Annotated in this window: 21 protein-coding genes; 9 read left to right on the top strand and 12 right to left on the bottom strand. The window is 63.2% G+C overall.

Annotated elements, in window-relative coordinates:
- Both NKH41_RS29650 and NKH41_RS29645 read left to right on the top strand, forming a co-directional pair.
- Positions 1 to 1,742 (top strand): OmpA family protein (locus NKH41_RS29650; RefSeq protein WP_352935257.1); only part of this gene is annotated, 1,742 nt, incomplete at its 5' end.
- Positions 1,743 to 1,980: 238 nt separating this feature from the next.
- Positions 1,981 to 2,496: a TIGR00645 family protein gene (locus tag NKH41_RS29645; protein ID WP_352450730.1), complete on the top strand. Its 516-nt coding sequence runs from the start codon at positions 1,981 to 1,983 to the stop codon at positions 2,494 to 2,496.
- 47 nt (positions 2,497 to 2,543) lie between these two features.
- On the opposite strand, the gene NKH41_RS29640 is transcribed toward NKH41_RS29645, so the two are convergent.
- From NKH41_RS29640 to NKH41_RS29630, 3 genes are all read right to left on the bottom strand, one after another.
- On the bottom strand, positions 2,544 to 3,410 hold the full coding sequence (locus NKH41_RS29640) for an SDR family oxidoreductase (RefSeq protein WP_352473967.1): 867 nt from the start codon (positions 3,408 to 3,410) through the stop codon (positions 2,544 to 2,546).
- Between the two features lie 114 nt (positions 3,411 to 3,524).
- On the bottom strand, positions 3,525 to 4,160 hold the full coding sequence (locus NKH41_RS29635) for a helix-turn-helix transcriptional regulator (RefSeq protein ID WP_352772034.1): 636 nt from the start codon (positions 4,158 to 4,160) through the stop codon (positions 3,525 to 3,527).
- A gap of 7 nt (positions 4,161 to 4,167) precedes the next feature.
- Entirely contained in the window at positions 4,168 to 5,037 is an 870-nt protein-coding gene (locus tag NKH41_RS29630) for a S1C family serine protease (protein WP_352491489.1), read from the bottom strand.
- Between the two features lie 169 nt (positions 5,038 to 5,206).
- Here NKH41_RS29630 and NKH41_RS29625 point away from each other — a divergent pair, with 169 nt between their 5' ends.
- Positions 5,207 to 6,157 carry a S1C family serine protease gene (locus NKH41_RS29625; protein WP_352772035.1) on the top strand — a complete coding sequence of 317 codons (951 nt, stop codon included), beginning with the start codon at positions 5,207 to 5,209 and terminating at the stop codon, positions 6,155 to 6,157.
- Here NKH41_RS29625 and NKH41_RS29620 read toward each other — a convergent pair.
- Positions 6,154 to 6,579: a VOC family protein gene (locus tag NKH41_RS29620; RefSeq protein ID WP_352772036.1), complete on the bottom strand. Its 426-nt coding sequence runs from the start codon at positions 6,577 to 6,579 to the stop codon at positions 6,154 to 6,156. The genes NKH41_RS29625 and NKH41_RS29620 overlap by 4 nt on opposite strands.
- 66 nt (positions 6,580 to 6,645) lie before the next feature.
- Between NKH41_RS29620 and NKH41_RS29615 the strand changes: the two genes are divergently transcribed.
- A complete protein-coding gene (locus NKH41_RS29615) occupies positions 6,646 to 7,272 on the top strand; it encodes a TetR/AcrR family transcriptional regulator (protein ID WP_352935253.1) in 627 nt (208 codons plus the stop codon).
- On the opposite strand, the gene NKH41_RS29610 is transcribed toward NKH41_RS29615, so the two are convergent.
- A complete protein-coding gene (locus tag NKH41_RS29610; protein WP_352935250.1) occupies positions 7,205 to 8,161 on the bottom strand; it encodes a LysR family transcriptional regulator in 957 nt (318 codons plus the stop codon). The two genes, NKH41_RS29615 and NKH41_RS29610, sit on opposite strands and share 68 nt — an antisense overlap.
- 110 nt (positions 8,162 to 8,271) lie before the next feature.
- Between NKH41_RS29610 and NKH41_RS29605 the strand changes: the two genes are divergently transcribed.
- The 3 genes from NKH41_RS29605 to NKH41_RS29595 all read left to right on the top strand — a co-directional run bounded on the left by NKH41_RS29605 (position 8,272) and on the right by NKH41_RS29595 (position 13,005).
- Positions 8,272 to 8,916, top strand: a complete 645-nt coding sequence (locus tag NKH41_RS29605) for an FMN-dependent NADH-azoreductase (RefSeq protein ID WP_352772039.1) — start codon at positions 8,272 to 8,274, stop codon at positions 8,914 to 8,916.
- A 133-nt stretch (positions 8,917 to 9,049) separates the two neighbouring features.
- Positions 9,050 to 10,432 (top strand): 3' terminal RNA ribose 2'-O-methyltransferase Hen1, encoded by a 1,383-nt coding sequence (locus NKH41_RS29600; protein WP_352772040.1) that lies wholly within the window; start codon positions 9,050 to 9,052, stop codon positions 10,430 to 10,432.
- Positions 10,429 to 13,005, top strand: a complete 2,577-nt coding sequence (locus tag NKH41_RS29595) for a polynucleotide kinase-phosphatase (RefSeq protein WP_352772041.1) — start codon at positions 10,429 to 10,431, stop codon at positions 13,003 to 13,005. Before NKH41_RS29600 ends, NKH41_RS29595 begins: the two co-directional genes overlap by 4 nt.
- A gap of 8 nt (positions 13,006 to 13,013) precedes the next feature.
- On the opposite strand, the gene NKH41_RS29590 is transcribed toward NKH41_RS29595, so the two are convergent.
- Both NKH41_RS29590 and NKH41_RS29585 read right to left on the bottom strand, forming a co-directional pair.
- Positions 13,014 to 13,304, bottom strand: a complete 291-nt coding sequence (locus NKH41_RS29590) for an HlyU family transcriptional regulator (protein ID WP_023719334.1) — start codon at positions 13,302 to 13,304, stop codon at positions 13,014 to 13,016.
- Between the two features lie 112 nt (positions 13,305 to 13,416).
- Complete coding sequence (locus NKH41_RS29585) at positions 13,417 to 14,100, bottom strand: PadR family transcriptional regulator (RefSeq protein WP_352772043.1); 684 nt, start codon at positions 14,098 to 14,100, stop codon at positions 13,417 to 13,419.
- A 270-nt stretch (positions 14,101 to 14,370) separates the two neighbouring features.
- Here NKH41_RS29585 and NKH41_RS29580 point away from each other — a divergent pair, with 270 nt between their 5' ends.
- Entirely contained in the window at positions 14,371 to 14,523 is a 153-nt protein-coding gene (locus tag NKH41_RS29580) for a DUF2798 domain-containing protein (RefSeq protein ID WP_352772044.1), read from the top strand.
- Positions 14,524 to 14,682: 159 nt separating this feature from the next.
- On the opposite strand, the gene NKH41_RS29575 is transcribed toward NKH41_RS29580, so the two are convergent.
- The 4 genes from NKH41_RS29575 to dnaG form a co-directional block, all read right to left on the bottom strand.
- Complete coding sequence (locus NKH41_RS29575; protein ID WP_352772045.1) at positions 14,683 to 15,063, bottom strand: thiol-disulfide oxidoreductase DCC family protein; 381 nt, start codon at positions 15,061 to 15,063, stop codon at positions 14,683 to 14,685.
- A 210-nt stretch (positions 15,064 to 15,273) separates the two neighbouring features.
- The gene (locus NKH41_RS29570) at positions 15,274 to 15,567 is read right to left on the bottom strand and encodes a GYD domain-containing protein (protein WP_292658752.1); all 294 of its coding nucleotides are present in this window, start codon (positions 15,565 to 15,567) and stop codon (positions 15,274 to 15,276) included.
- Between the two features lie 207 nt (positions 15,568 to 15,774).
- Complete coding sequence (rpoD, locus tag NKH41_RS29565; protein ID WP_023678297.1) at positions 15,775 to 17,796, bottom strand: RNA polymerase sigma factor RpoD; 2,022 nt, start codon at positions 17,794 to 17,796, stop codon at positions 15,775 to 15,777.
- Positions 17,797 to 18,170: 374 nt separating this feature from the next.
- On the bottom strand, positions 18,171 to 20,132 hold the full coding sequence (gene dnaG / locus NKH41_RS29560; RefSeq protein ID WP_352772046.1) for a DNA primase: 1,962 nt from the start codon (positions 20,130 to 20,132) through the stop codon (positions 18,171 to 18,173).
- A 282-nt stretch (positions 20,133 to 20,414) separates the two neighbouring features.
- Between dnaG and NKH41_RS29555 the strand changes: the two genes are divergently transcribed.
- Positions 20,415 to 23,294, top strand: a complete 2,880-nt coding sequence (locus NKH41_RS29555) for a putative Ig domain-containing protein (protein ID WP_352780166.1) — start codon at positions 20,415 to 20,417, stop codon at positions 23,292 to 23,294.
- Positions 23,295 to 23,381: 87 nt separating this feature from the next.
- Here NKH41_RS29555 and NKH41_RS29550 read toward each other — a convergent pair whose 3' ends face one another.
- Positions 23,382 to 23,771, bottom strand: coding sequence for an RcnB family protein (locus NKH41_RS29550; protein WP_352772048.1), 390 nt, complete (start codon positions 23,769 to 23,771; stop codon positions 23,382 to 23,384).
- Between the last annotated feature and the right edge of the window lie 349 nt (positions 23,772 to 24,120).

Genomic DNA, 24,120 nt, shown 5'->3' with positions numbered 1-24,120 from the left:
CTCCAGCCGAGTCCGAGCAACCCCGCAAGAAGCGGCGCAATCAGCAGCAGCAAACAGAATCCGCTCCGGCCGAGCAGATCGCTCCGGCCGAGACCGAGCAACCCCGCAAGAAGCGGCGCAATCGGCAGCAGATCGAAGCGGCCCCATCGGAACAACCGGCCGAGCAGGCAGCGCCGGCAAACGACAACCAGCCCAACGTCAACCCGCGCAAGAAGAAGCAAAAACAGAACCAGCAGATCGAGGCTGCCCCGGCAGAACAGGCTCCGACTGTCGAGCCCGGACAAAAGCCGGGCAAGCGCAAGAAGCCTGCTGAATTGACCGGACCCGCCACGGAGGCGGAAGGCCAGCCGGCGCCGACCAATAAGGAAGCGACCCCACAGGCCCAACCGGCTCCGATCGAGCGGCAGGCCGCTCCCGTCCAGGGCGAACAGCCCCAGGACAAGATCAAGAAACGTGGCAAGAGGCCTGTCGGCGAACAGCCGGTGACAGGAGAGCAACAGCCCTCGACCGGCGAACAGCCTTCGACTGGCCAGGCCGCGCCGGTCCAGGGGGAAAATCCGGTCCAGGGTGAAGCCCAGGCCAATCCGAACGAGGCACCTGTTCTGGACAGCCAGAAGGATGTCTTGCGCAAGCGCAAGGGTGGCAAGGAGCGCGGCCAAAATGCCGGTAAGCAGCAGGGCAACCAGCCCGCCCAGCAGGGCGAGAACCAGGTGGAAGCCCCGAAGCCGGCTCCGGTCGATCAGGGGCCGCCACCCACCGACGACCGGGCAGCCCAGCGGGAGATCAAGCCTGAAAAGATCGTTCCGGTGACCGAGGAAAAAGGCAAGCGCGTCGAGCGTGCGCCGGACGTCGAGGATGTTCGTCGTCGTCCGCGCCCCCAGGGTGCCAACGTCGTCAGGGAATTCGGCGACCGCGTTATCCTGCAGTTCAACAACCAGACGTTCGTCGAAAGCAGTGATGCACCGCGCATGCACCGCGGCGCCAGGAATGTCTATTACGAGGACCTGTCGGGCGATCGCACCCGGGAAATCGTTGAGCGTGACAATGGTGTCCGGATCGTCACCATCCGCAACCGCTACGGCGACGTCATCCAGCGTTCACGCATCGCGCCCGACGGCCGCGAATATGTGCTGAGCTATGTCGACGAGCGGAACTATGACGACGATGCAGACTGGCGCGACCCGGGCGACGACCTGCCGCCGATGCGCCTTACCATCCCGCAAGAGGAATACATTCTGGATTCCGAAGAGGTCGAGGATCCGGACGACTACTACACCTTCCTCGAACGGCCGCCGGTCGAGAGGGTCCAGCGCCTCTATTCGATCGACGAGGTCAAGCGCTCGGCCCGCGTGCGCGACATCGCCCGCCGCATCGACCTCGACACGCTCAACTTCGAATTCGGTTCGGCCTCGATTTCCGACACCGAGGTCCAGAAGCTGGAGGGCGTTGCCAACGCCATGGACAAGCTGCTGAAGAAAAACCCGGCCGAGAGCTTCCTGATCGAGGGCCATACCGACGCTGTCGGCACACCGGAAGCGAACCTTGCTCTGTCCGACCGCCGCGCCGAGGCGGTCGCCGAAGCCTTGACCAACGCCTTTGGCATCCCGCCGGAGAACCTGACGACGCAGGGCTATGGCGAGGAGTATCTCAAGGTCAACACGTCGGGACCCAACCGCGAGAACCGCCGCGTCGCCATCCGCCGGATTACCCCCCTGGTAGCGCCGGTGGCCAGCGCCCAATAAACCGCAATGTGAACCGCGCGATTTGATCAACCATTGAATCGCGCGGTCATCAATCTTGAAACGCGCGGTTACCCATCCCAGATTCTGGAAAGGGCGTTCCCTGCCCTGTCCCGACTCCAGCGGGACACACGAGCCCCGCCGGTTCCCCTCCCCGGCGGGGTTTCGTTTTTTGAAACCTTGCAAACCGCCGCAGCCTGCCCGAAATACGGCACTCCGACAACGGAGCCCGAATCGCCGCATGAAGCGCCTCGAACTCGCCATCGAATCGATCATTCTCGCCTCGCGCTGGCTGCTGGTCGCCTTCTATCTCGGACTGGGTGCGGCACTTGCCATCTATGCCGTGTCCTTCGGCAACAAGCTGTTCGAGTTCGTCTCCGTCGCCTTCACCCTCGATGACACCGACACCATCCTGAAAATACTCGGCCTCATCGATGCCGCGCTGGTCGCCTCACTGGTGGTGATGGTGATCATCTCGGGTTACGAAAACTTCGTCAGCCGCTTCGATGAAAATGACGGCAAGGTGCATTGGCTGGGCACGATCGATGTCGGCTCGCTGAAGGTCAAGGTCGCCTCGACAATCGTAGCGATCTCCTCGATCCACCTCTTGCAGGTGTTCCTGAACTCGGTCTCCTACACGACCGACCAGCTGATGTGGCTGACCATCATTCATCTGGCCTTCGTTCTGTCGGCACTGATGCTTGCCTATATCGACCGGCTGATGGGTCTTGGCAAAGCCAAGAAAGCCGAAGACTGAGCACGCGTCTAAGAGATATGCCTGTCAGCTAGTCTAGATACTTTCCGTCAGTAGATACCTTTGATTTTGGTATCCGTCCGGCCGAACACCTCGTCCGGCACAAAAAAGTCGCCGGCGAGCGGGCCTGTCGCGCCCGGCGCATAGGCCGAGAAATCGCTGACGCCCTCAGCGCGCAGCACTTCTTCGTCAATATAGAAATTGCCGGTCGCCTCACGCGACGGCCTGACCAGGATGGCGTATGCCGCATCGGCCATGATGTCGGGCGAACGGCTCATCGCCGCCACCGTCGCCCCGCCCAGGAGGTTACGCACCGCCGCCGTGTCGATGGTCGAGATCGGCCATAGCGAATTGACCGCAATGCCGTCCCTGGCGAACTCGGCGCTCATGCCCAGCGTGCACATCGACATGCCGAACTTTGCCATCGTGTAGGCGACATGGTTCTTGAACCACTTGGCCTTCATGTCGAGCGGCGGCGCCAGATTCAAGATGTGAGGATTTTCCGCCAACCTCAAGTGCGGAATGCACATTTTGGAGACGAGAAAAGTGCCGCGCGTGTTGATCTGGTGCATCAGATCGTAGCGCTTCATATCGGTCTCCAACGTGCCGGTGAGCTGGATGGCACTGGCGTTGTTGACGCAGATATCGACGCCGCCGAACCGCTCCACGGTCTTGGCGACCGCCTCGGCGACCTGTTCTTCATCCCGAATGTCGCACAGCGCCGGCAGCGCCTTGCCGCCGGCCTGCTCGATCTCGTGCGCCGCCGTGTAGATCGTCCCGGGCAGCTTCGGATGCGGCTCGGCGGTCTTGGCCGCGATCGTCACATTGGCGCCATCGCGCGCGGCGCGCAGCGCAATCGCCAGCCCGATGCCGCGCGACCCGCCGGAGATGAAAAGCGTCTTTCCCTTGAGCGACATCCTTGCGCCTTCCTGCAACATGAAAGACACGATCCTTGCGCGGCTGAGAACCGCCGCGCAAGGCCCAACACACCGCATGCGGGTTACGCTGCGTCGGCCTTGAGACAATCTGAACTAGACCAGCACCAGGCCCTGCCGCATGGCGATGGCAATCGCGTCGGTGCGGTTGGCGGCACCGAGCTTCGTCAGGATCGCAGCGACGTGGAACTTCGCCGTGTGCACGGAGATGTTCAGCCGTCGCGCGATGACCTTGTTGGGCGCGCCCTCGGCCAGCAGCGCCAGCACCTCGCCTTCCCGCGGCGAAAGCGTCGGCCGGACGATATGCTCGTCAGTCGGTTCCTCTTCGAACCGGTCGCTGCCATGGAAGGTCAAATCGTGATGCAGATCGGATAGAGCATGACTGTCACGCGAAATCCGGTAGCCCGCAGCCGCGAGCCGCGCGGCGGCGGCGATCAGCAACTCGTCCGCTTGCACGGGCAGCACGGCAAACACTGTATCGGCCGGCCGTTCGCGGGCCGCTCGCGACGATAGCAGCACGCGAGGCATAGCCGCGTCGACGAGCCCGCCTTGTAGCCCATGATCATCGACGATGGCGACATCCGCCGCCTCACGCCCGTCGACTTCGCCGGCCAGAACCGGCCGCAGATCATCGGTCGCGGCGAGAATGGCGGACAGACTTCGCGTGCGCTCGGCGTCACCGAGCGCGATCAGCACCGTCAGCCGTCTGCCAGCGACCTCATCGCTTACCATCTATCCCTCAGCTCAGTGGCTTTTCACCGATGGTCAGGGAAACCTCACGATTCTCGCCGCCGCGCACCACGCCGAGTGTCACCAAGGCACCGGCGCTGTCCGGCCCGAGCTTGCGGATCAGCTCGCGCGGGCCATGCACCGTCTCTGCGTTCCACGACACGATGATGTCGCCGAGACTGAGACCAGCTGATTTCGCCGGCCCGTTATCGTCGAGACTCATCACCATGGCGCCCTGTGTATCACCATTGCGGACCGGATGCAGGCCGGCGCCAAGATAGCCGCGCGCCACATGACCCTTCTCGCGCAGCGTCGTGACTGCCCGCTCGATCGTTTCGTAAGGCATGACCAGCGCCCGCCGGCGTGGCCCGAACAGCAGCATGCCGATCAGTCCGCCCTTGGCGTCGAGCACAGGGCCACCCTCGAAACGGCCGCCGGCATTGACGGCAAGGTTGATGCGCCGGTCGATCGTGCCACCGCGCATTGAACGCCAGGCCGGGCCGACCTCGCCGACCGTGCCGAAGGTAGCGAGCGAGGTGCCGTCGCTATTGCCCGCCACGACCACCAGGTTGCCCGGCCGCACCGCATCCGCCTTTACCAGTGACGGGGCGGCCGGCGCGCCGGCCGGTTTCAAAACGGCCGTGCCGGTGGACGGGTCGCGGCCGACCAGTTCCGCCTTGACGGCTTCGCCCGAAGAAAACGTCAGCTCGATCTCCTCGCCGGCCTCGACCGCCTCCTCGGCAGTGACGAAATAGCCGTCCCGCCAGTGGAAAGCAGTTGACGTCCGGTGGTGCGTCGCGAAGCTGGCCGTCGCTGGTGCCGCGGCTGCCGCGATGTCGGCAATGGCGTCGGAAAACGTGCTCAGATTGAAATCGCTCATGATTTGTCTCCTGGGTTCTTCGTGACCCAGATATCGCCCGGCAGGGCGTTGGCGGATACTCGCCTGACGGCTAGTTGGGCATTTGACTGGCCATCTGGTCAGGTCGCGGCCGGTCCGGCCGCTCCGCACATATAGGCATTGTTCATCTTGTTCCAAACGGAGCCCTCGGATGGCCCTGCCCGCCCAGCAATTGCAATATGACGATGCCCTTCTCGATGCCTATTCGGCGACGGTCGCCGATGCAGTCGACCGCATCGGGCCCGCCGTCTGCCGCATCGAGCGCATCGGCGGCCCGGGTGGCCATGGCTCCGGCTTCGTCATCGCGCAGGACGGGCTGGCCGTCACCAACTTCCACGTCGTCGGCGATGCGCGCAGCGTACGCGTGTCAATGCCGGACGGCGCCTCCAGGGAAGGCCGCGTGCTCGGCCGCGATCCCGACACCGACATTGCGCTGGTGCGCGCCGACGGCAACTTTGCGGACGTCGCGCCGCTTGGCGATTCCAAGCGATTGAGGCGCGGCCAGATTGCTATTGCCATCGGCAATCCGCTCGGCTTCGAATGGACCGTCACCGCTGGCGTCGTCTCGGCACTCGGCCGCTCGATGCGTGCCTCCACCGGCCGGCTGATCGACGACGTCATCCAGACCGACGCCGCGCTCAACCCCGGCAATTCTGGCGGACCGCTGGTGTCCTCGGCTGGCGAGGTGATCGGCGTTAACACCGCGATGATCCACGGTGCGCAAGGCATCGCCTTCGCGGTTGCCTCCAACACCGCCAATTTCGTCATCTCGGAAATCATCCGCTTCGGCCGTGTGCGCCGTGCCTTCATCGGCGTTTCCGCCGACACCACCAACCTGCCGCGCCGCGCAGCCCTTTTGTCGCAAGTATCGAGCAGCACGGCGGTGCGCCTGCGCACCGTCGAAAAGAACAGCCCGGCGGCCAAAGCCGGCCTCAGGGAAGGCGACATTATTGCCGCCATCGACGGCCGCCCGGTCACCGGCGTCGACGATCTGGTGCGCATGCTCGACGCCGAGCGCATCGGCCGCGAGACACTGTGCACGGTGGTGCGCCGCTCCGGCATTACTCAGGTCACCGTGATGCCGTTGGCGCGGGCGAGTTAGCGCGCCGCAGCACCCTGCCCATATTGCGCCATAAATTCTGGGCTCGGCGGGATCGGCCTGATCACGTCGATCAGCACGCCGTTGGGATCCCTGGTGATGAAATGACGCTGGCCGAAGGGTTCGTCGCGTAGCGTTCGCAGGATCGGCAGGCCAGCGGCGGTGATCCGCTTATAGATGGCATCCGGATCCCTGACCTCGAAATTGATCAGCAGGCCAGATGTGCGGTCCCGCCCTTCCTCCGGGATCGTCTCATGATCGCCCTGGACGATGCCGAGGTTGGCGCGACGGTCTTCGGCCGAGCGCAAATGCACGTACCAGTCGGCCTCAAACAGCGGCTTGAAGCCGAAATGCGCAACATAAAAGGCTGCCGTGCCGGCAACGTCGCTCGTCATCAGCACCGGATAATAGCTCGTCGTCCTCATCTTTCCTTCTCCCGGCAAATAACATACAGTCTGCAGGTAAATGGAATTAACATACAGGCTGCATGTATGCAGCAAGGATCCGCTCGTCGCTCCAACCGTGATCGCACAGCGGCGACACGCGCCGAGCTCATCGCCGCGGCTCGCAAACTGTTCACCGAAAAGTCCTATGCCGAGACCGGCACACCCGAGATCGTCGTCGCTGCCGGCGTCACGCGCGGCGCGCTCTATCATCACTTTGCCGACAAGCAGGCGTTGTTTGCCGCTGTGGTCGAACAGGAGGCGCAAGCCGTCTCGGAAGAGATCGAACGCGCGTCGCCGCCTTCGCTATTTGCCCTCGATGCGCTGATTGCCGGCTCGGATGCCTATCTGGCTGCCATGCGTGCCCCCGGCCGTACGCGGCTCTTGCTGCTTGACGGCCCGGCCGTGCTCGGCCGCGCCGCCATGGATGCGATCGACAATCGCCATGGCAACCGTTCGCTGCGCGAAGGCCTTGTTGCTGCGATGCGCTCGCACTCCATGACGAGACTGCCTGTGGAAGCACTGACCGCGTTGCTCGCAGCCGCCTTCGACCGCGCAGCGCTCGCCATCGAAACTGGAGCATCGATCGAGGACTATCGCGCCGTTCTCATGCCGCTGATCGACGGCCTGTCTCCGGCTGCCCCTCAGGTATCTCACCCGGTTCGAACTCGTTGAAACAGCCTAGCTGGCGCTTGAACTGGTCGATCAGCCAGGCGGCCGCCGGTTTCGGGCTGCGATCGGCGCGGTGCATGGCATAGAGCGGCGAGCGGACTTCGCTGTAAGGCTCGAGATCGAGTTCGACGAGCCGGCCGTTCGCCAGATCATCGGCGATCAGCCATCGCGGCAGCCCGCCCCAGCCCAGCCCCTCGCGCATCAGCACGTGCTTGGTGCGCACATCCGTCAGCCGCCAGGTGCGGTAGGCGAAGACGCCATAGTCACGCCCGCGCGTACGCTCGGACTGGTCCGAGACGACCAGTTGGATGTGTTCGCGGACATCCTCTAGCGCCACTGGTCTCGGCAGCAGCGCCAGCGGGTGATCAGGCGCTGCGGCTGGCACCAGGGAGAAGAAGCCGATGCGAAGCAGATTCACGTCCGTCTCACCCAGAAGCCCCCCGATGCCGAGATCGGCCTGTCCGCCGACAACATGATCGAGGATAAGGCCAAGCGAGCCAATATGCAGACGCAGCGTCACGGCCGGGAACTGCGCCTCGAATGCCTTTAGCACCCGAACCAGCACCGGCGACGGTAGCGTCACGTCGACCGACAGCGTCACTTCCGCCTCCAATCCCTGCCGGTATCCGTCGACACGCGAGCGGATGCGTTGCAGCACGCCGACCATGCGCCGCGCATCTTCCAGCGTCGCCTTGCCGACATCGGTCAGTTGCGGTTCACGCGTGCCCTCGCGCTCGAACAGCTTCAGCCCGAGCTGCGCTTCGAGGTTGGCGATGGCGTAGCTGATCACCGATTGCGCGCGATTCAATTTGCGCCCGGCGGCCGAGAAGCTGCCGGTCTCGGCCACCGCAACCAGGATCTGCAGTTGGTCAAGCGTCGGGTTCGGTTGCATCGTTCAATCCACATTTTAGATGGATAATATACAAAATATACCAGTTTTTCAAATGGGTCTGCGCACACATATCTGCCGGGAGATTTTGATCCAACCCTGGAGACCCCATTATGTCCATCCTTCTTGTCACATCGAGCCCGCGCGGCGCTGCCTCACACTCGACCCGTATTGCTACTGAATTCGCTGAAAAGCTTGTTGCCGCCGATCCGTCGAACACGCTTGTCGTGCGCGACCTCGTCGCCAATCCGTTGCCGCACATCGATGCCGATTATGCGACCGGCATCTACACGCCGGCCGAAGCGCGCACCTCACGCCAGGCTGAAGTCGTTGGCGTTTCCGATGTTGTTCTGGATGAACTGTTCGCGGCCGATACGGTGATTCTCGCCACCGGCTTCATCAACTTCAACATCTCCTCGACGCTGAAGTCCTGGGTCGATCACATTGCCCGTTCCGGCAAGAGCTTTGCCTATGGCGAGAACGGCCCCAACGGCCTCGTCACCGGCAAGAAGGTCTATATCGTGCTGGCTTCGGGCGGCATCTATTCCGAAGGTGCGGCCGTGCAGTTCGATCACGCCATTCCCTACCTGCGCAGCGTGCTTGGCTTCCTCGGCATGACCGATGTCGAGGTTATCCGCATCGAAGGAGTCGGCATGGGCGCCGATGCGGTGGCAGCAGCGCTGGCCAAGGCCTCGACCAAGGTCGACGCCATTGTGGCCGCGACCGGTAATGCCGAGCGCGTCGCCACCGCGGCGTAAAAGCGTCAGCATCGTCTGAGTTGTACAAGGGCAGGCGCCCGGCGCCTGCCCTTGTTATCGTTGGCGACAACCTATTGTGGTGGGTCACACAACCGCCATTGGTTATTCCGCTTGTCTGCGCTATCGGTCGCGGATGTTCCTTTCCGTTGCCACAACGCACCGTCCGGCCACCGATCTCGGTTTCTTGCTGCACAAGCATCCGGATCGCCTGCACGAGACCGACCTGTCTTTCGGCAAGGCGTGGCTGTTCTATCCCGAGGCAACCGAAGAGCGTTGCGAGGCTGCACTCCTGCTCGATGTCGATCCTGTGGGACTGGTGCGGGGCAAGGGCCAGGCAGAAGGCCTGCTCGACCAATATGTGAACGACCGGCCTTACGCAGCATCATCCTTCCTGTCGGTAGCGCTGAACAAAATGCTGCGGACGGCGATGACCGGTACATCGAAGGAGCGCCAGGAACTGGCCGACAGCGAACTGCCGCTGGAAGCCGTGGTTACGCCACTGCCAATGCGCGGCGGTGAGGTTCTGGTTCGAAGTTTGTTCGAACCCTTGGGCTGGACAGTCGATCTGACGCCAATCGAAGGAATCGGGGGTGCTGCGGGCGAGCCCCGATACGGCCATCTGAAGCTGACCGGCACGGGCCGGCTCAGCGCCTTGTTGAACCACCTCTATGTGCTGATCCCAGTGATGGACGATGCCAAGCATTACTGGGTCGGCGAAGCAGAGATCGACAAGCTGCTGTCCAAAGGCGAAGGCTGGCTGGAAAACCATCCGGCCAAAGACCTGATCGTGCGCCGCTATCTGGGCAATCGCCGGGCTTTGGCCCGCATCGCCCTGGAGCGGCTGGCTCCCGAGACGGCTGGCGAGGCACAACCTGCCGAGCCGCGCGTTACGCCCGAGGAAGCGCTGGAGACGCCTATCCGGCTCAACGATCTGCGCATGGACGCAGTTGTCCACGCCATTCGGGCGACGGGAGGAACCACTGTTGCGGACCTGGGATGCGGTGAAGGCAAGCTGCTCGACAGGCTGGTGCGCGAGCGATGGATCCACAAGCTGTTCGGTCTGGATCCGGCGGCGCGCGAACTGGAATGGGCCGCAAAGCGTCTCAAGCTGAACGAATTAGGCGGGCCGCCCGAGGGCCGGGTCACGCTGCTGCATGGATCGCTGACCTACCGCGACAGCCGTTGGGCCGCAGCCGACGTCGCCGTTCTGGTCGAGGTCATCGAGCATCTCGACGAGGACAGGCTGCCCCTGGTCGAACGCATCGTTTTCGGTGAGACGGCGCCCAAATCCGTCATCGTGACCACTCCGAATGCGGACTACAACGCTCTGTTTCCAAGACTGGTCCCTGGCGCATTTCGCCATCCCGATCACCGTTTCGAATGGAGCCGGGCTCAGTTCCAAGCCTGGGCGGCCAAAATCGGCGAGATCTATGGCTATGCAGCCACCTTCAGCGGTATCGGAGCCGAGGACCCGACCCTCGGCGCCCCCACCCAGATGGCAGTGTTCACCCGATGAGAGAACCTGATAAGACCAACCTCACCATTCCTGACTTCGCCCTCGTCGTGCTGATCGGCTCGACCGGATCGGGCAAGTCGACTTTCGCCACCAAGCATTTCCTGACGACTGAGATTATCTCCTCGGACCAGTGCCGGGCGCTGATCTCCGACGACGAAACCGACCAGGACGTCTCTGCGGATGCCTTCGATCTGGTTCGCGAAATAGCCGGCAAGCGGCTCAAACACCGCAGGCTGGCCGTCATCGATGCCACCAATGTGCGAGCCGCCGACCGCAAGCCCTGGATTGAGCTGGCGCGCAAGTGGCACGCTTTGCCCGTCGCCGTGGTCCTCGATCCAGGCGTCGAGGTGTGCGTCGCACGCAATGCGGTGCGAGCCGACCGGCAGTTCGGCGCCGGGGTCGCCCAGCGCATGACAACCGAGGTCCGCAAGGGTCTTGGGGGCCTCCAACGCGAGGGCTTCCGCCAAGTCTGGAAGCTTACCAGCGAGGCCAGCATCGACGCGGCCGAGGTGTCGCGACAGCCGCTGTGGACCGATAAGCGCGACGACCATGGCCCGTTCGATATCATTGGCGACATCCACGGCTGTTCGGATGAGCTTCATATCCTGCTCGCTCGACTGGGCTACAGCGTCGCCTGGTCTGAGTATCAGGGCGACCGAACGGTCACCGTGGTTCCACCAGAGGGCCGCAAGATCGTCTTTGTCGGCGACCTCGTCGATCGCGGCCCCAACTCGCCCGACGTGCTGCGCATTGCCGTGAGCATGGTCGCGGCTGGAACGGCTTACTGTGTCCAGGGCAACCATGAACGCAAACTCAGCCGCTGGCTAGAAGGCCGCAAGGTCACTGTCGCTCACGGCCTCCAGCAGACTCTCGATCAGCTAACTGCACAGGACCGAGGCCTGCGCGAGGCGCTGCCGGCCTTTCTCGACGGCCTGCGCAGCCATGTCTGGCTCGATGGCGGAGGCCTCGCCGTCGCCCATGCCGGCCTCAAGGAAGAGATGATCGGACGCGGTTCAGGCGCTGTGCGCGAGTTCGCTCTGTACGGCGAGACCACAGGCGAGACCGACGAGTTCGGGCTGCCCGTCCGTGCCGACTGGGCTGCGGCCTATCGTGGCAAGACGGCCATTATCTATGGACATACGCCCACGCTATCGGCCGAATGGGTCAACAACACCCTGTGCATCGACACCGGATGCGTATTCGGCGGCAAGCTGACGGCCTTGCGCTGGCCGGAACGCGAACTGGTCGAGGTGCCGGCAATCCAGACCTGGTCGGAGCCGATACGTCCGCTGGGCGGGTCCGGTCCCGGTAAATCGGCACAGGCCGACGCCGACGGCGTGCTCGATTATCAGGATGTCTCCGGTCGCCGTTGGATCGAGACCGGACTGAGGGGCCGGATTGTCGTGGCCGAGGAGAACGCGTCGGCAGCACTGGAGGTGATGAGCCGCTTCGCGCTCTCGCCGCAATGGCTGATCTATCTGCCGCCGACCATGTCGCCGTCCGAGACCAGCAGCCAGGACGGCTGGCTGGAACGTCCGGAGGATGCCTTCGCTTACTTCCGCGAGCGCGGCGTTGCGCAGATCGTGTGCGAGGAGAAGCACATGGGTTCGCGGGCAGTGATCGCGCTCTGCCGGAACGCGCAGGCGGCACGCAGCCGCTTCGGGGTCCCTGGCGACGAAACCGGCGCAATCTGGACCCGCACCGGACGCTCCTTTTTCAATGACAGTGCCATGACGGAGGACCTGCTCGCCCGTCTTCGCACCGAGGTCGACGCGGCGGATCTGTGGAAGGAATTGAACAGCGACTGGCTGCTGCTGGACGCCGAGATAATGCCTTGGTCGGCCAAGGCCGGCAGTCTGATCGAAAGCCAGTATGCGCCTGTGGCGATATCCTCTGCCGCCGGTTTCAAGGCCAGCAACGAGGCGCTGGCCCGTGCGATGGCGCGCGGCGTCGATGCAGCCGGCCTGAACGCACGCCTTGAAGACCGGGCCGTCCGCGCAGCCAAATACGCCACCGCCTGGGCGCCCTACGTATGGCCAGTTTCGGGCGTCGCGGACCTTAAGGCCGCGCCTTTCCACCTGCTGGCCAGCGAGGGACGTGTTTGGTTTGACCAGGACCATGTCTGGCACATGTCGCTCGCGGACCGTCTGGCTGCCCGTGGCGGCGTGGTCACGCCGACTCGATGGCGTATGGTTGACCTCGCCGACGGCAGTGCGTGTGCCGAGGCCGTCGCCTGGTGGGAAGCACTGACCGGCTCAGGCGGCGAAGGCATGGTGGTCAAACCACGCGACTTCGTCAGCCGTGGCAAGAAGGGGCTCATCCAGCCGGCGCTGAAGGTCCGCGGCCCGGAATATTTGCGCATCATCTATGGTCCCGAATATGATGCACCCGACAATCTCGTCCGCCTCCGAGAACGCGGCCTGGCCGGCAAGCGCAGCCTGGCGCTCCGGGAGTTCGCGCTTGGCCACGAAGCGCTAACGCGATTTGTCGCCAAGCAGCCGCTACGCCGGGTTCACGAGTGTGTCTTCGCCGTGCTGGCGTTGGAAAGCGAGCCAATCGACCCAAGGCTGTAGTAGCCGATCTATCCGAAGATCTTTTCGCCTTGCTCGTCGACCAGCTGGATGCCCTTTTTGATCGAGATGTCGACGGCATCATCAAGCCCGGCAAAGCGGTCGGCGCGGATGAATTTGTGCTCCTTCATCACGCCGTCGATCTCTTTCGAAACCACGCCGCAGGTCTGGTACTGGCCCTCCGCCTTGTAGGGCGTGGCGCTGATCAAAAATCCCTTGTGCTCGATCTGCTTTACAGGCGCCGCTGTCTTTGGCTCGGCGGCTTCGTTGCCTCCGCCGAAAAGACGCTTCAGAAAAGACATGGGGTATCCTCCAACGGCAATCATCCTGCACCACATAGCGCGACGCAGGATGATTTTCAGTACCGGTCCTTGGCTGGACCGGCAAGGGCCGCCTGCGGCTTGCCGTTAGAGGTCAGTCGCGCGTCAGTGCTTCCAGGGCTTCCGCGGCAGCTTCCAATATGCTGATTGCCTCGGCCTGCTTTGCTTCAGGCGCATCGACGATCTCGCCGAGCGCGGCGCGTAGCCGGTGGCGCACGGCGCGAAACTCGTCGCGCTTTTCCGAGCGGCCGCGGCCGCGCCGGCCACCGTCGCCGTCATCGTTCCAGCCGAACCAGTCGCGCGCCTTGGCCATCTTGCGGCCGAAGCGCTCGAGATGTTCGAGCACGTGGTCGATCATCTCGCGATTTTCGTTGAGGTGCGCCTGCCCAGCCTCGGTGATTGAAAACACCTTCTTGTTGCCTTCCGCCGCAGAAACGGCGTAGCCGGCCTCCTCCAGGAAGGTCAGCGTCGGATAGACCACGCCGGGGCTCGGGCTGTAGACGCCGCTGGTGCGCTCCTCCAGCGCCTTGATGATGTCGTAGCCGTGCCGCGGCGCCTCGGCCAGCAGCGACAGCGTGATCAGCTTGAGATCGCCGTCGGCCAGCATGCGCCCGGCGCGGAACATGTCGCCCGGCCCGCCGCGTCCGCCGCCTCTCATGCCATGCCCGAACGGGCCAAAGCCGCCGCCACGTCCGCCGAACTTGCCGGCCATATGCATGAAGACGCGCTCGGCGCGTTCGCCGAAACGGTGACGACTGAAATGATTGTCTTTGTGCATTGTCTGCTCCTTGAGTTATGTCTTACGATATATCTCAACTAAGTGCCCGCCACGGCCGAGTCAAGATATATCTTACGATGTATCTGAAAATGGCACCAGCAGGATTGATTTCGCCAGCGAGGGCAGCTAGACGGTGCATGAGGGCCGAAGGCCGCTCCGTAAGCGTCTGACGTGAAGCAACGCATCCACCCCGGTCGTTCCGGGCAGTTACGCCGACAATACCGGCGAATGGGTGCAAGGCGACGAACCGGATGCTTCAGGGAAATCCAAATGACCATGAAAACCCCGCGCAGCAGGCTGCCTGTGCGCTATGCCGCCGTGCTCGGCCCGCTGGTGCTGTCGTTGTTGACGACGTTCATCGTGTCGTTCATCTCGACACTGAAAAGCCTTGGCTTCCAGCCCGACATGTGGCCACTTGGCTGACGGCTTGAGGCCTGTCCTGGCTGGCCGACGCTGCTGCTAGTGCTGCCGGCGGTGCGCCGCATCGTTGGCTGGCTTTGCGAGCCCGTGGCTCGATAGCAGGGCACGCGAAAGGCCCGGAAACAATCTCCGGACGTTTCGGTGCGGAGCGAATAATACCCGTTACCAGCGGCCTTTGCGCCGGTTCCAGGCATAGAGCAGATCGGCAAAGCGATCATAGCCATAGCGCGTCAACGGCAGTGCGCCGGGATTGCCGAACAGCGTTGCGAGCCAGCCTTCGCCGGGCGTCGTGCGCCATACAGCAATGGCAACATCGGCGCCGACCAGCAATTTGCCGTCGGCGTCGATCGCATGCAGCCTGCGCCGGATGTCCTCCAGGCCGATGCCGTACCCGGCCAGCGCCGCCGGTTCGGCATTGATGTCGCGAAATTCGATCCGCCCGGCCTTGACCGCCCCGATCAGCCGCCGCTTCTGCCGGCTGATGCCGGCATCGCAGACCGGACAGCGCGTATTGTACCAGACAGTCAGCAGAGGCTTGGCCATGTTTCGAAACGGCACCAGAGGACACGCACGGATTATCCGAGAAATGCCGTTGCGCCGCAACGTGATACGATACCGGCGGAATGGCCGGCTTCGCTGATCCAGGTCGCCCAAAGGGTACGCAGCGGTTTTACGATAACGACATGCATAAAAAGAAGAGCCTAAAGCGCGTCGCAAGGGCCGTTCAGCGCGACGCGCTTCAGGCGCCGCGGCTCAGCCGAGCGAGGTGATGATCTCGCGATAGGCATCCTCGGGGAAAGCCTTGAGTGTCCGCGTCCTGACGTTTCCGCCCGTCGCCAGCATCAGCGAGAAACGAGCCAGGACAGCATCGTCGGGCGCTTCGAGCACGGCCACCATGTCACAATCCCCCATGGTGAGATAAAATGCCTTGAAGGAGCCGCCCATGTCTCCCAGCAGCTTCTTGGCGGCATCGAGCCGCTTCGGCGATTCGCGCACATTTTTGGCGCCTTGCTCCGTCCAGTTGATCAGCACGATGTAAGTTGTCATGGCACACCTCCCTCCGGTGCCACGGAGCACGGCGTCTAACCGCCGGGGCGGGCATCCGGGTTTGTCGCCCAGAGAATGCGTCCGTCGCGGAATTATCCTCTCGTAGGGCGCGACCCGCAAGAGCGGCGCGTCCAATCGTGATCGCCTGTGTCCAAACGGAAAAGGGCGCCACCGGCGCCCTTTAAACTGCTTATCCGTCACCCGGCCTCAGCTGTCGAGGAAGCTTCTGAGCTTGCGCGACCGGCTCGGGTGCTTGAGCTTGCGCAGCGCCTTGGCTTCGATCTGGCGGATGCGCTCGCGGGTGACCGAGAACTGCTGGCCGACCTCTTCAAGCGTGTGGTCGGTGTTCATGCCGATGCCGAAGCGCATTCTGAGCACGCGCTCTTCGCGCGGCGTCAGCGAGGCCAGCACGCGCGTCGTCGTCTCGCGCAAATTGGCCTGGATCGCCGCGTCGATCGGCAGAATCGCCATCTTGTCCTCGATGAAGTCGCCCAGATGCGAATCCTCCTCGTCGCCGACCGGCGTTTCGAGCGAGATCGGCTCCTTGGCGATCTTCAGCACCTTGCGCACTTTTTCCAGCGGCATGGCGAGCTTTTCCGCCAGTTCTTCCGGCGTCGGCTCACGGCCGATCTCATGCAGCATCTGGCGCGAGGTGCGCACGATCTTGTTGATCGTTTCGATCATGTGCACCGGAATGCGGATGGTGCGCGCCTGGTCGGCGATCGAACGGGTGATCGCCTGCCGGATCCACCACGTCGCGTAGGTCGAGAACTTGTAGCCGCGGCGGTATTCGAATTTGTCGACCGCCTTCATCAGGCCAATATTGCCTTCCTGGATCAGGTCGAGGAACTGCAGGCCGCGATTGGTATATTTCTTGGCGATGGAGATGACGAGGCGCAGATTGGCCTCGACCATTTCCTTCTTGGCGATCGCGGCTTCGCGCTCGCCCTTCTGCACCTGGTTGACGATCTTGCGAAATTCCTGGATCGAAATCGCCGTCTCGGTGGCGAGGTTCTGGATCTCGGCGCGCAGGTCGCGGATGGCGTCCTTCTCGTTCTTGGTGAATTCCTTCCAGCCGCGCGAGGTCAGATTGCCGATCGAGCGCGTCCAGTTGGGATCGAGCTCCGAGCCCTGATATTCCTTGAGGAATTCCTCGCGGCGCACGCCATAGCTTTCGGCCAGCCTGAGCAGCTTGCCTTCGTTCTGCACCAGGCGCTTGTTGATGTCGTAGAGCTGCTCGACCAGCGCCTCGATGCGCGCCGTGTTCAAGGACAGCGACTTCACCGCCTTGATCAGCTGGTCCTTCAATTCCTTCAGCCGGCGGTCCTGGCTGGGCGACAGCGTGCCCGCGGCAGCCAGCCGGTTCTCGACCTGCTGGTCCTGCAGCTTGCGCAGTTTCTTGTAGGTGTCGGCAATGACGTCGAGCGTCTCCATCACCTGCGGGCGCAGTTCCGCTTCCATCGCCGCCAGCGACAGGCTCGCCTCGTCATCGTCTTCCTCGTCGTCGTCCACCAGGCCACGCGTGTCGCCGCCGACATTGGTAATGTCGTCCTCGTCCTCGCGCGAACGGCGCGACTTTTCCTCGGTCTTGGCTTCCTCGATACGCTCGACAACCGGCGCCTGCTTGGCCTCCGGCCCGGCATAGGTCGCTTCAAGATCGATGATCTCGCGCAGCAGAATCTTCGATTCGTTGAGCTCGTCACGCCAGATGATGATGGCCTGGAAAGTCAGTGGGCTTTCGCACAGGCCTGCGATCATCGTCTCGCGGCCGGCCTCGATGCGTTTGGCGATCGCGATTTCGCCCTCGCGCGACAGAAGCTCGACTGAGCCCATCTCGCGCAGATACATGCGGACCGGATCGTCGGTGCGGTCGGTCGGCTCTTTCTTGGTCGTGGTGGCGGCGACGGCGGTGCCGGTCTGCTCGGCCAGCTCGTTGGCGTCTTCCTCGGCGTCAGCGGCGGTGTCGGCGGCTTCGGGCTCCTCGCCCTGCTCGTCGTCCTCGACCACGTTGATGCCCATGTCGGAAAGCATGGCCATCGTGTCCTCGATCTGCTCGGAGGTCACTTCCTCCGAGGGCAGCACCGAATTCAGCTCGTCCATGGTGACATAACCGCGCTTCTTGGCGGCCTTGATCATCTTCTTGACAGCATCGTCGGAAAGGTCGAGCAGAGGGCCATCGGTCGCGGCCTCGCGTTCGGTCTCGACTTCTTCCTTTTCTTTTGTCGCCATAGTCTTTATTTTCTCCAAGCGGCTGAGTATCAAAGCCGCGTAAGCTGCCGGTCCGGTCAAATTGGATGCGCTCTTTCCAGAACGCGCTTTACCGGGCCAGTAACTGCATCTCTCGTTAAGTCCAGATTAACCCTGATATCTGTGGCAAGCTGACTGCCTGTCCAGTGATCAGTACCTTACATCGCTGCATTCCCGTCGATGCCGGGGCGGGTTAACGTTTCGAATCGACCTGATTCCGCCATTCTGCCGGAAGGTCAAGCGCCTCTCGCATGATTCGCATGAAAAAAGCGAATCAATTACCCGACTTAGAGCACCGCACGCTTGATTCAACGCGCAAGCACGTCCTTACATTTCAGTCTTCTGGAGGCTTCGATCTAAACGCGCCCAGCTCTGCCCGACGATACGCCAAACCCTTCAATCAGCGCTTCCGTTGCCTGCACATCACGAAATTGCGCCTGGATTTCGACCAGGTGCCGGTAATTTTCGTCCGTGGGATCGCTGGCGAGCGCTGCTTCCGCCTGCTTCAGCTCCTTATGTAAGGTGCGCGCGCTGCGCTGCAAGTGGAGAGCTTGGCTGAACGCATCGCGAGCATCGTCGAGTGCTGCCGTTTCCAGCGCCGGCCATTGCCGCGCACGCTTGATCAGCGCCACCGCGCGCTGCCAGATCTCACCGCAGCCGGCCCGCTCGATCGTCGCGATTACAGCCTCGCGGTTGTTGGCCATATCGTGCGCCATGGCGTCGAGGATGGCCGCATGCAGCCGCTTCAGATCGGAATTGGCGAGATCGAGGAACTCGACATGGGCGAAATTCTCGTCGATCAGCACGGGATGGTTGACGAGGGCCGCAATGATCGTCGCCTCGCGCACCGACATGCCCTCGCCGCCGCGTTTGACCAGCGCCGAGCGGCCGAGGCTTTCGGTGATCGCGGTGCGCCCACCGGCATTGCCGCCACGTGCAAACTGTCCGCCGGGTGCTGAGACCCTGCCCGGGAAGCGCTCACCGGGCCGTCCGTCCTGACGTCCCTGGCGTCCGCGCTGGGCACCGAAGAAGCTCTGCACGCGCTCGCGCATTTCCTGTTGGTAGTGGTAACGAAGGCTCTCGTCGCGGATGCGGCTGGTCAGTTCGCGTAGCGTCTTTTCGAGCTCCGCCCGCCGTTCTGGCGTGTCGAAGATGCCGCCGGCGGTCTCGCGCATCCACAAGAGGTCGGCCAGCGGCCGTGCCTCGGAAAGCACGGCGCGGAACGCATCCGGCCCGTCACCCTTGACCAGATCGTCGGGATCCTTGCCCTCCGGCAGCAGGGCGAAGCGCACGGAGCGGCCTGCCTGGACCGCCGGCAGCGCCATGTCGGCGGCGCGCCACGCTGCCTTCAACCCGGCCTGGTCGCCGTCGAAGCACAGCACCGGCTCGCCAGCCATGCGCCATAGAAGTTCGAGCTGGTTTTCAGTTAACGCGGTGCCGAGCGGCGCCACCACGTTTTCGAAGCCGGCCTGCGCCAGCGCGATCACATCCATGTAGCCCTCTACGGCAATGACCGTGCCGCCCTTGGCCAGCGCCCCCTTTCCGAGCGCTTGGCGCGCACGGGCGAAATTGTAGAGCACGTTGCCTTTGTGGAAGAGCTCCGTATCGGGCGAGTTCATGTATTTGGCCGGCGCATCCGGCGCCAGTGCCCGCCCGCCGAAGGCGATGATCTTGCCCCTGGAATCCGGGATCGGGAACATGATGCGGTCGCGGAACCAATCGTAGGAAACCGGGACGTCGTCGCCATGGCGCACCAGCCCGCACGCCTCGATGTCGGCCTTGGGAACACCCTTGGCGGCAAGATGCTCCTTCAGCGCATTGCGGCTGTCGGGGGCATAGCCGAGGCGGAAAGACTGCTGCGTCGCCGGTGTCAGCCCCCGGTCGCGCAGATAGGCGCGGGCCTTTGCCCCTTCCGGTCCCTGCAGCCGTTCCTGGAAGAACGCCGTCGCCATCTCCATGACGTCAGTCAGGCTGGCGCGTTCCTTTTCGCGCCGCTCCTCCTGGGCATCGCGAACCGGCATCGGCACGCCGGCCATGTCGGCGATCTTCTCAACCGCTTCAGGAAAGCTCATCCCGTCAAGTTCGGTCAGGAACTTGAAATGGTCGCCCGAAACCGAGCAGCCGAAGCAATGGTAGCGGCCCTTCTTGTCCTCGCAGTGGAAGGACGGGCTCTTCTCGCCATGGAAGGGACAGCAGGCCCAATAGTCGCCGCGCGGCGCGTTAGTCTTCTTCCTGTCCCACGCGACGCGCTGGCCGATCACCGAAGAAATCGGCACGCGGTCGCGGATCTCGTCGAGGAAAGCAGGCGGAAAGCGCATGGGGGACAGCTCGTTTGGCCTCCATATAATCACGCCGGCGAAGCCCGACGACTCCTAATGCGGAACCATACCCGGTTTTCACAGGGCCAAGGGGTCCAGGCGCCTGACGTTGCGTGGCCGCCACACCGCAGCGGGAATAGTCTCAAGCTTACCTGACCCGTGGCTTCAAGATTGACTTTGCATGAACTCGCCAATCTAGATGATCATAAGCAAAGGCGACTCGTCCGGAATTCAGCGCCCGTAGAGAGCAGGCCCGCCGGTCGGGGGATTTTGGGGGACGGGGTGACCGTAGCTCTGGATGCGCATGTCACCATGCGGCTGCGGCGTTTGCCGTTGTCCGCACTTTCCTTTCTGTTGTCGTCGATTTTCCTGCTTTTGTTCGCAACGCTGAGGCGCGCCCTCGCCGCCATTCTCGTGCTCGTGCTCGTGCCGACCGCGGCGTTCGCGCTGCCGACGGTGACCATCAACCAGGCAGCGGGCCAGAGCGATCCGGCGGGTTCGTCACCAATTCGGTTCGACGTGGTCTTCAGCGAGCCGGTGACCGGCTTCAATGGCAGCGACGTCGATCTTTCCGGCACCGCCGGCGCCACCACCGCGTCCGTTACCGGCTCCGGCAGCTCCTACAGCGTTGTGGTCAGCGGCATGACGGGTTCGGGGTCCGTCGTGGCCACAATACCGGCCGGCGTGGCGACCAACGCCGCCGTCGATCCGAACGAGCCCTCGACCAGCACCGACAATACCGTCACCTACAATCTGCCGCCACCGCCGCTGACAGTGACCATCAACCAGGCTGCCGGCCAGAGCGATCCGACCGGTTCGTCGCCAATCCTCTTCGACGTGGTCTTCAGCGAGCCGGTGACCGGCTTCAGCGGCAGCGACGTTGTGCTTTCCGGCACCGCCGGCGCCACCATCGCTGTCGTCACCGGCTCCGGCAGCACTTTCAGCGTCGCGGTCAGCGGCATGACGGGTTCAGGGTCCGTCGTGGCCACAATACCGGCCGGCGTGGCAACCAATGCCGCCGTCGATGCGAACGAAGCCTCGACCAGCACCGACAACACGGTCACCTTTACACCGCCCGTGATCACGGTCTCGCCGCCGTCATTGCCCAGTCCGGTCTACAACCAGGCCTATTCGCAGCAGCTGACGGCCAGCGGCGGTATGACGCCCTACACTTTCGCGCTGACGTCCGGAACCCTCCCGTCGGGCATCAGCTTCGACGCGGCCGGTCTGCTCTCCGGAATCCCGACTAATACCGGCACGTTCAACCTGGTCGTGGCGGCAACCGACGCAAACGGTTTCATCGGTTCGAAATCCTACACGCTGATCATTGCCGAGCCGACCGTCGAGCTGACGCCGGCATCCTTGCCAAACCCCGTATACAACCAGGCCTATTCGCAACAGCTTGCGGCCAGCGGCGGCGCGGTGCCTTATACTTTCGCGCTGACGTCCGGAACCCTCCCGTCGGGCATCAGCTTCGACGCGATCGGTCTGCTCTCCGGTACCCCGACCAATACCGGCACATTCGACTTCACCGCAGTTGCAACCGATCAGAATCGGAAATCCGGTTCCAAGGCCTATTCGGTGACCATCGACAAGCTTGGCACCACCACCTTGGTCGTTTCCAGCCTCAACCCTTCCAATCAGGGCGATCAGGTCACTTTCACGGCAACGGTTTCGGCTCCCGGCAATCCGCCGCCGGCCGGAACGGTCACCTTCAGTGTCGACGGCTCGCCCGCTGCTACGGTCGCGCTCGCCGGCGGTGCCGCCGCCCTGACGACGTCCGCCCTCCCGGTCGGCACCCGTCAGGTCGTCGCGACCTACAATGGCGACGCGAACAACGCGACAAGCACCTCCAGCGCGCTCGCCCAGGAAGTCCACGCCCTAGGCTCCATCACCATCCGCCAGACCACCGACAGCGGCGACGGCTCCTTCGGCTTCTCCTCGCCGGCGCCCGGCCTCAACTTCACCATCGCCACCAGCAGCGGCTCCGGCGACGGACCGGCCGTTTCGCTGCAGACCGGCTCCTACAGCGTCACCGCCGCCGACATGACCGCCGCCGGCTTCGCCTTGACCTCGATCAGTTGCAACGATGGCGATTCCGTCGGCAATGTGGCGAACCGCACGGCCGTGATCAACCTGGCGCCCGGCGAAAGCGTCGTCTGCACGTTCGCCAGCACCAATTCACGCGAAAATACCACGGCGCTCATCAAGGAATTCATGGAGACACGCGCCAGCCTCATTCTGGAGAACCAGCCCGACATCCAGCGCCGCATCGACCGGCTCGACGGCGTCGCTGGCGGCGGCAGCCCAGTGGCCACCCTGCTCGCGTACCTGCCCGGCATGGCCGACACCAACTCGGTCAATGTCAGCGCAAGCCTTGCCTCCATGCGGCGGCTTGGCGGGGAAGATGCCAACAGCCTGTTCGACATCTGGTTCGAAGGCACTTACAGCCGCTTCGACATCAATGACCAAGACGGCAAATTCGCCCTCGCAACCTTCGGCGCCGACTATCTGGTCAGCCGCAATCTGCTTGTTGGCGCCTTCGTCCAGATCGATCGTACCGACGGCTTCACCGGCAGCGGCGGCGGAACCGCCGAGGGCACCGGCTGGATCGCCGGGCCTTATTTGACCGCTCGGCTGACGGACAATCTGTATTTCGATTTGCTCGCCGGAGCTGGAACATCCTCGAACAGCGTCAGCCCCATGGATACCTACACCGACGGCTTCGACGCCAGCCGTTGGATGGTCAGCGCCACGCTGCAAGGGGAATGGCAATATGACGCCTGGACCTTCTCGCCGCGGGCGCGCTTCTCCTATTTCGAGGAAAAATCGGGAGCCTATGTCGACGGCCTGAACGTCCCCATTCCCTCCGTCACCGCCGGCCTCGGCCAGATCGCCTTCGGCCCCGGCGTTTCCTATCGCCATGTCACGGATGACGACGTTACCCTCGACTTTAACCTGCGGCTCGACGGCGTCTTCGACATAAGCGACACAGCGACCGAAAGCGGCGCCGACAATTTCCATGGCCGCGTCGGAGCCGGCATCGATACCCGCATGCCGGGCGGCATGCGTCTCGGCCTCTCCACCAGCTATGGCGGCATCGGCTCCGATTCGGCGAAGTATTTCAGCGGAACCGTGAAACTTTCGACCGCGCTGAATTAGGATCAAGATGGACCAATGAAAAAAGGCGGCCTTGGCGGGCCGCCTCTCTTTCATTGACCAGCGCCGTGCCGGTCAGACGTTCCGCGGTCACTGCGTGGCGATGGCGCCGAAGATCAAGCCGGAAAGAACGCTGACCAGCAGATAGTCATTGCCAACCCGGATCCATTCCTGCCCGGGACCCGGACGGCGCAGGCCATAGTGGCGATAGTCGCGGATCGGCTGGTGACGCTTCCAGCTGGAATATCTCTGGCCGTTGCGCCAATGGCTGCGCTTCACAACGATCTTCTTCTTCACTAGGACGCGCTTGTTCACGTCGACATGCTTGTTCACGTCGACATGCCTGCCAGGCTTCTGCCAGTCGACCTGGCTGTAGTTCGACTGCGGCGCGTTTGGTGTGTTCAGAGGTGCGGCCTGGCCCTGCCAGGTGGTTGCAGCCAGCATCGAGAAGGCAATGGCGGAAAGAACGATCGGTTTCATGGCGGGTACTCCTTGGTTGTCGATGCCTACGGAATAGAGCCGGAAGGATGAACCGAAACTGAACACCGAGATTACGTTTTCGTAATGATTTCTTACCTTTATGACGACTAATTCAGCGCTACCTTTAAAGCGGGCGTCCGAGAATGGACGCATGACCCGCCGCAACTCCGCAGGCTATGCAACCATTTTGTCAGCCATCCATTTCCGACACGCCCCGTCGCGTGGCAACACGCGTCCGAACCGGGCAAAATTTATTATTCGGCTAAAATAAATCGGAGTAATATCAACCTCTGCAATGTCCACGATTCGCGCCCACTTTTGCCTCTTTGATTTCACCGCGCCCGCGTCG

Source organism: Mesorhizobium sp. M1169 (assembly GCF_040318345.1).
In the GTDB taxonomy this organism is placed as follows: Bacteria; Pseudomonadota; Alphaproteobacteria; order Rhizobiales; family Rhizobiaceae; genus Mesorhizobium.
This window is presented reverse-complemented; position numbering and strand designations above follow the sequence as displayed.

Coding starts and splice junctions, on each gene's coding strand:
- NKH41_RS29645 (WP_352450730.1), top strand. CDS start 1,981: ATGAAGCGCCTCGAACTCGCCATCGAATCGATCATTCTCGCCTCGCGC.
- NKH41_RS29640 (WP_352473967.1), bottom strand. CDS start 3,410: ATGTCGCTCAAGGGAAAGACGCTTTTCATCTCCGGCGGGTCGCGCGGC.
- NKH41_RS29635 (WP_352772034.1), bottom strand. CDS start 4,160: ATGGTAAGCGATGAGGTCGCTGGCAGACGGCTGACGGTGCTGATCGCG.
- NKH41_RS29630 (WP_352491489.1), bottom strand. CDS start 5,037: ATGAGCGATTTCAATCTGAGCACGTTTTCCGACGCCATTGCCGACATC.
- NKH41_RS29625 (WP_352772035.1), top strand. CDS start 5,207: ATGGCCCTGCCCGCCCAGCAATTGCAATATGACGATGCCCTTCTCGAT.
- NKH41_RS29620 (WP_352772036.1), bottom strand. CDS start 6,579: ATGAGGACGACGAGCTATTATCCGGTGCTGATGACGAGCGACGTTGCC.
- NKH41_RS29615 (WP_352935253.1), top strand. CDS start 6,646: ATGCAGCAAGGATCCGCTCGTCGCTCCAACCGTGATCGCACAGCGGCG.
- NKH41_RS29610 (WP_352935250.1), bottom strand. CDS start 8,161: ATGCAACCGAACCCGACGCTTGACCAACTGCAGATCCTGGTTGCGGTG.
- NKH41_RS29605 (WP_352772039.1), top strand. CDS start 8,272: ATGTCCATCCTTCTTGTCACATCGAGCCCGCGCGGCGCTGCCTCACAC.
- NKH41_RS29600 (WP_352772040.1), top strand. CDS start 9,050: ATGTTCCTTTCCGTTGCCACAACGCACCGTCCGGCCACCGATCTCGGT.
- NKH41_RS29595 (WP_352772041.1), top strand. CDS start 10,429: ATGAGAGAACCTGATAAGACCAACCTCACCATTCCTGACTTCGCCCTC.
- NKH41_RS29590 (WP_023719334.1), bottom strand. CDS start 13,304: ATGTCTTTTCTGAAGCGTCTTTTCGGCGGAGGCAACGAAGCCGCCGAG.
- NKH41_RS29585 (WP_352772043.1), bottom strand. CDS start 14,100: ATGCACAAAGACAATCATTTCAGTCGTCACCGTTTCGGCGAACGCGCC.
- NKH41_RS29580 (WP_352772044.1), top strand. CDS start 14,371: ATGACCATGAAAACCCCGCGCAGCAGGCTGCCTGTGCGCTATGCCGCC.
- NKH41_RS29575 (WP_352772045.1), bottom strand. CDS start 15,063: ATGGCCAAGCCTCTGCTGACTGTCTGGTACAATACGCGCTGTCCGGTC.
- NKH41_RS29570 (WP_292658752.1), bottom strand. CDS start 15,567: ATGACAACTTACATCGTGCTGATCAACTGGACGGAGCAAGGCGCCAAA.
- rpoD (WP_023678297.1), bottom strand. CDS start 17,796: ATGGCGACAAAAGAAAAGGAAGAAGTCGAGACCGAACGCGAGGCCGCG.
- dnaG (WP_352772046.1), bottom strand. CDS start 20,132: ATGCGCTTTCCGCCTGCTTTCCTCGACGAGATCCGCGACCGCGTGCCG.
- NKH41_RS29550 (WP_352772048.1), bottom strand. CDS start 23,771: ATGAAACCGATCGTTCTTTCCGCCATTGCCTTCTCGATGCTGGCTGCA.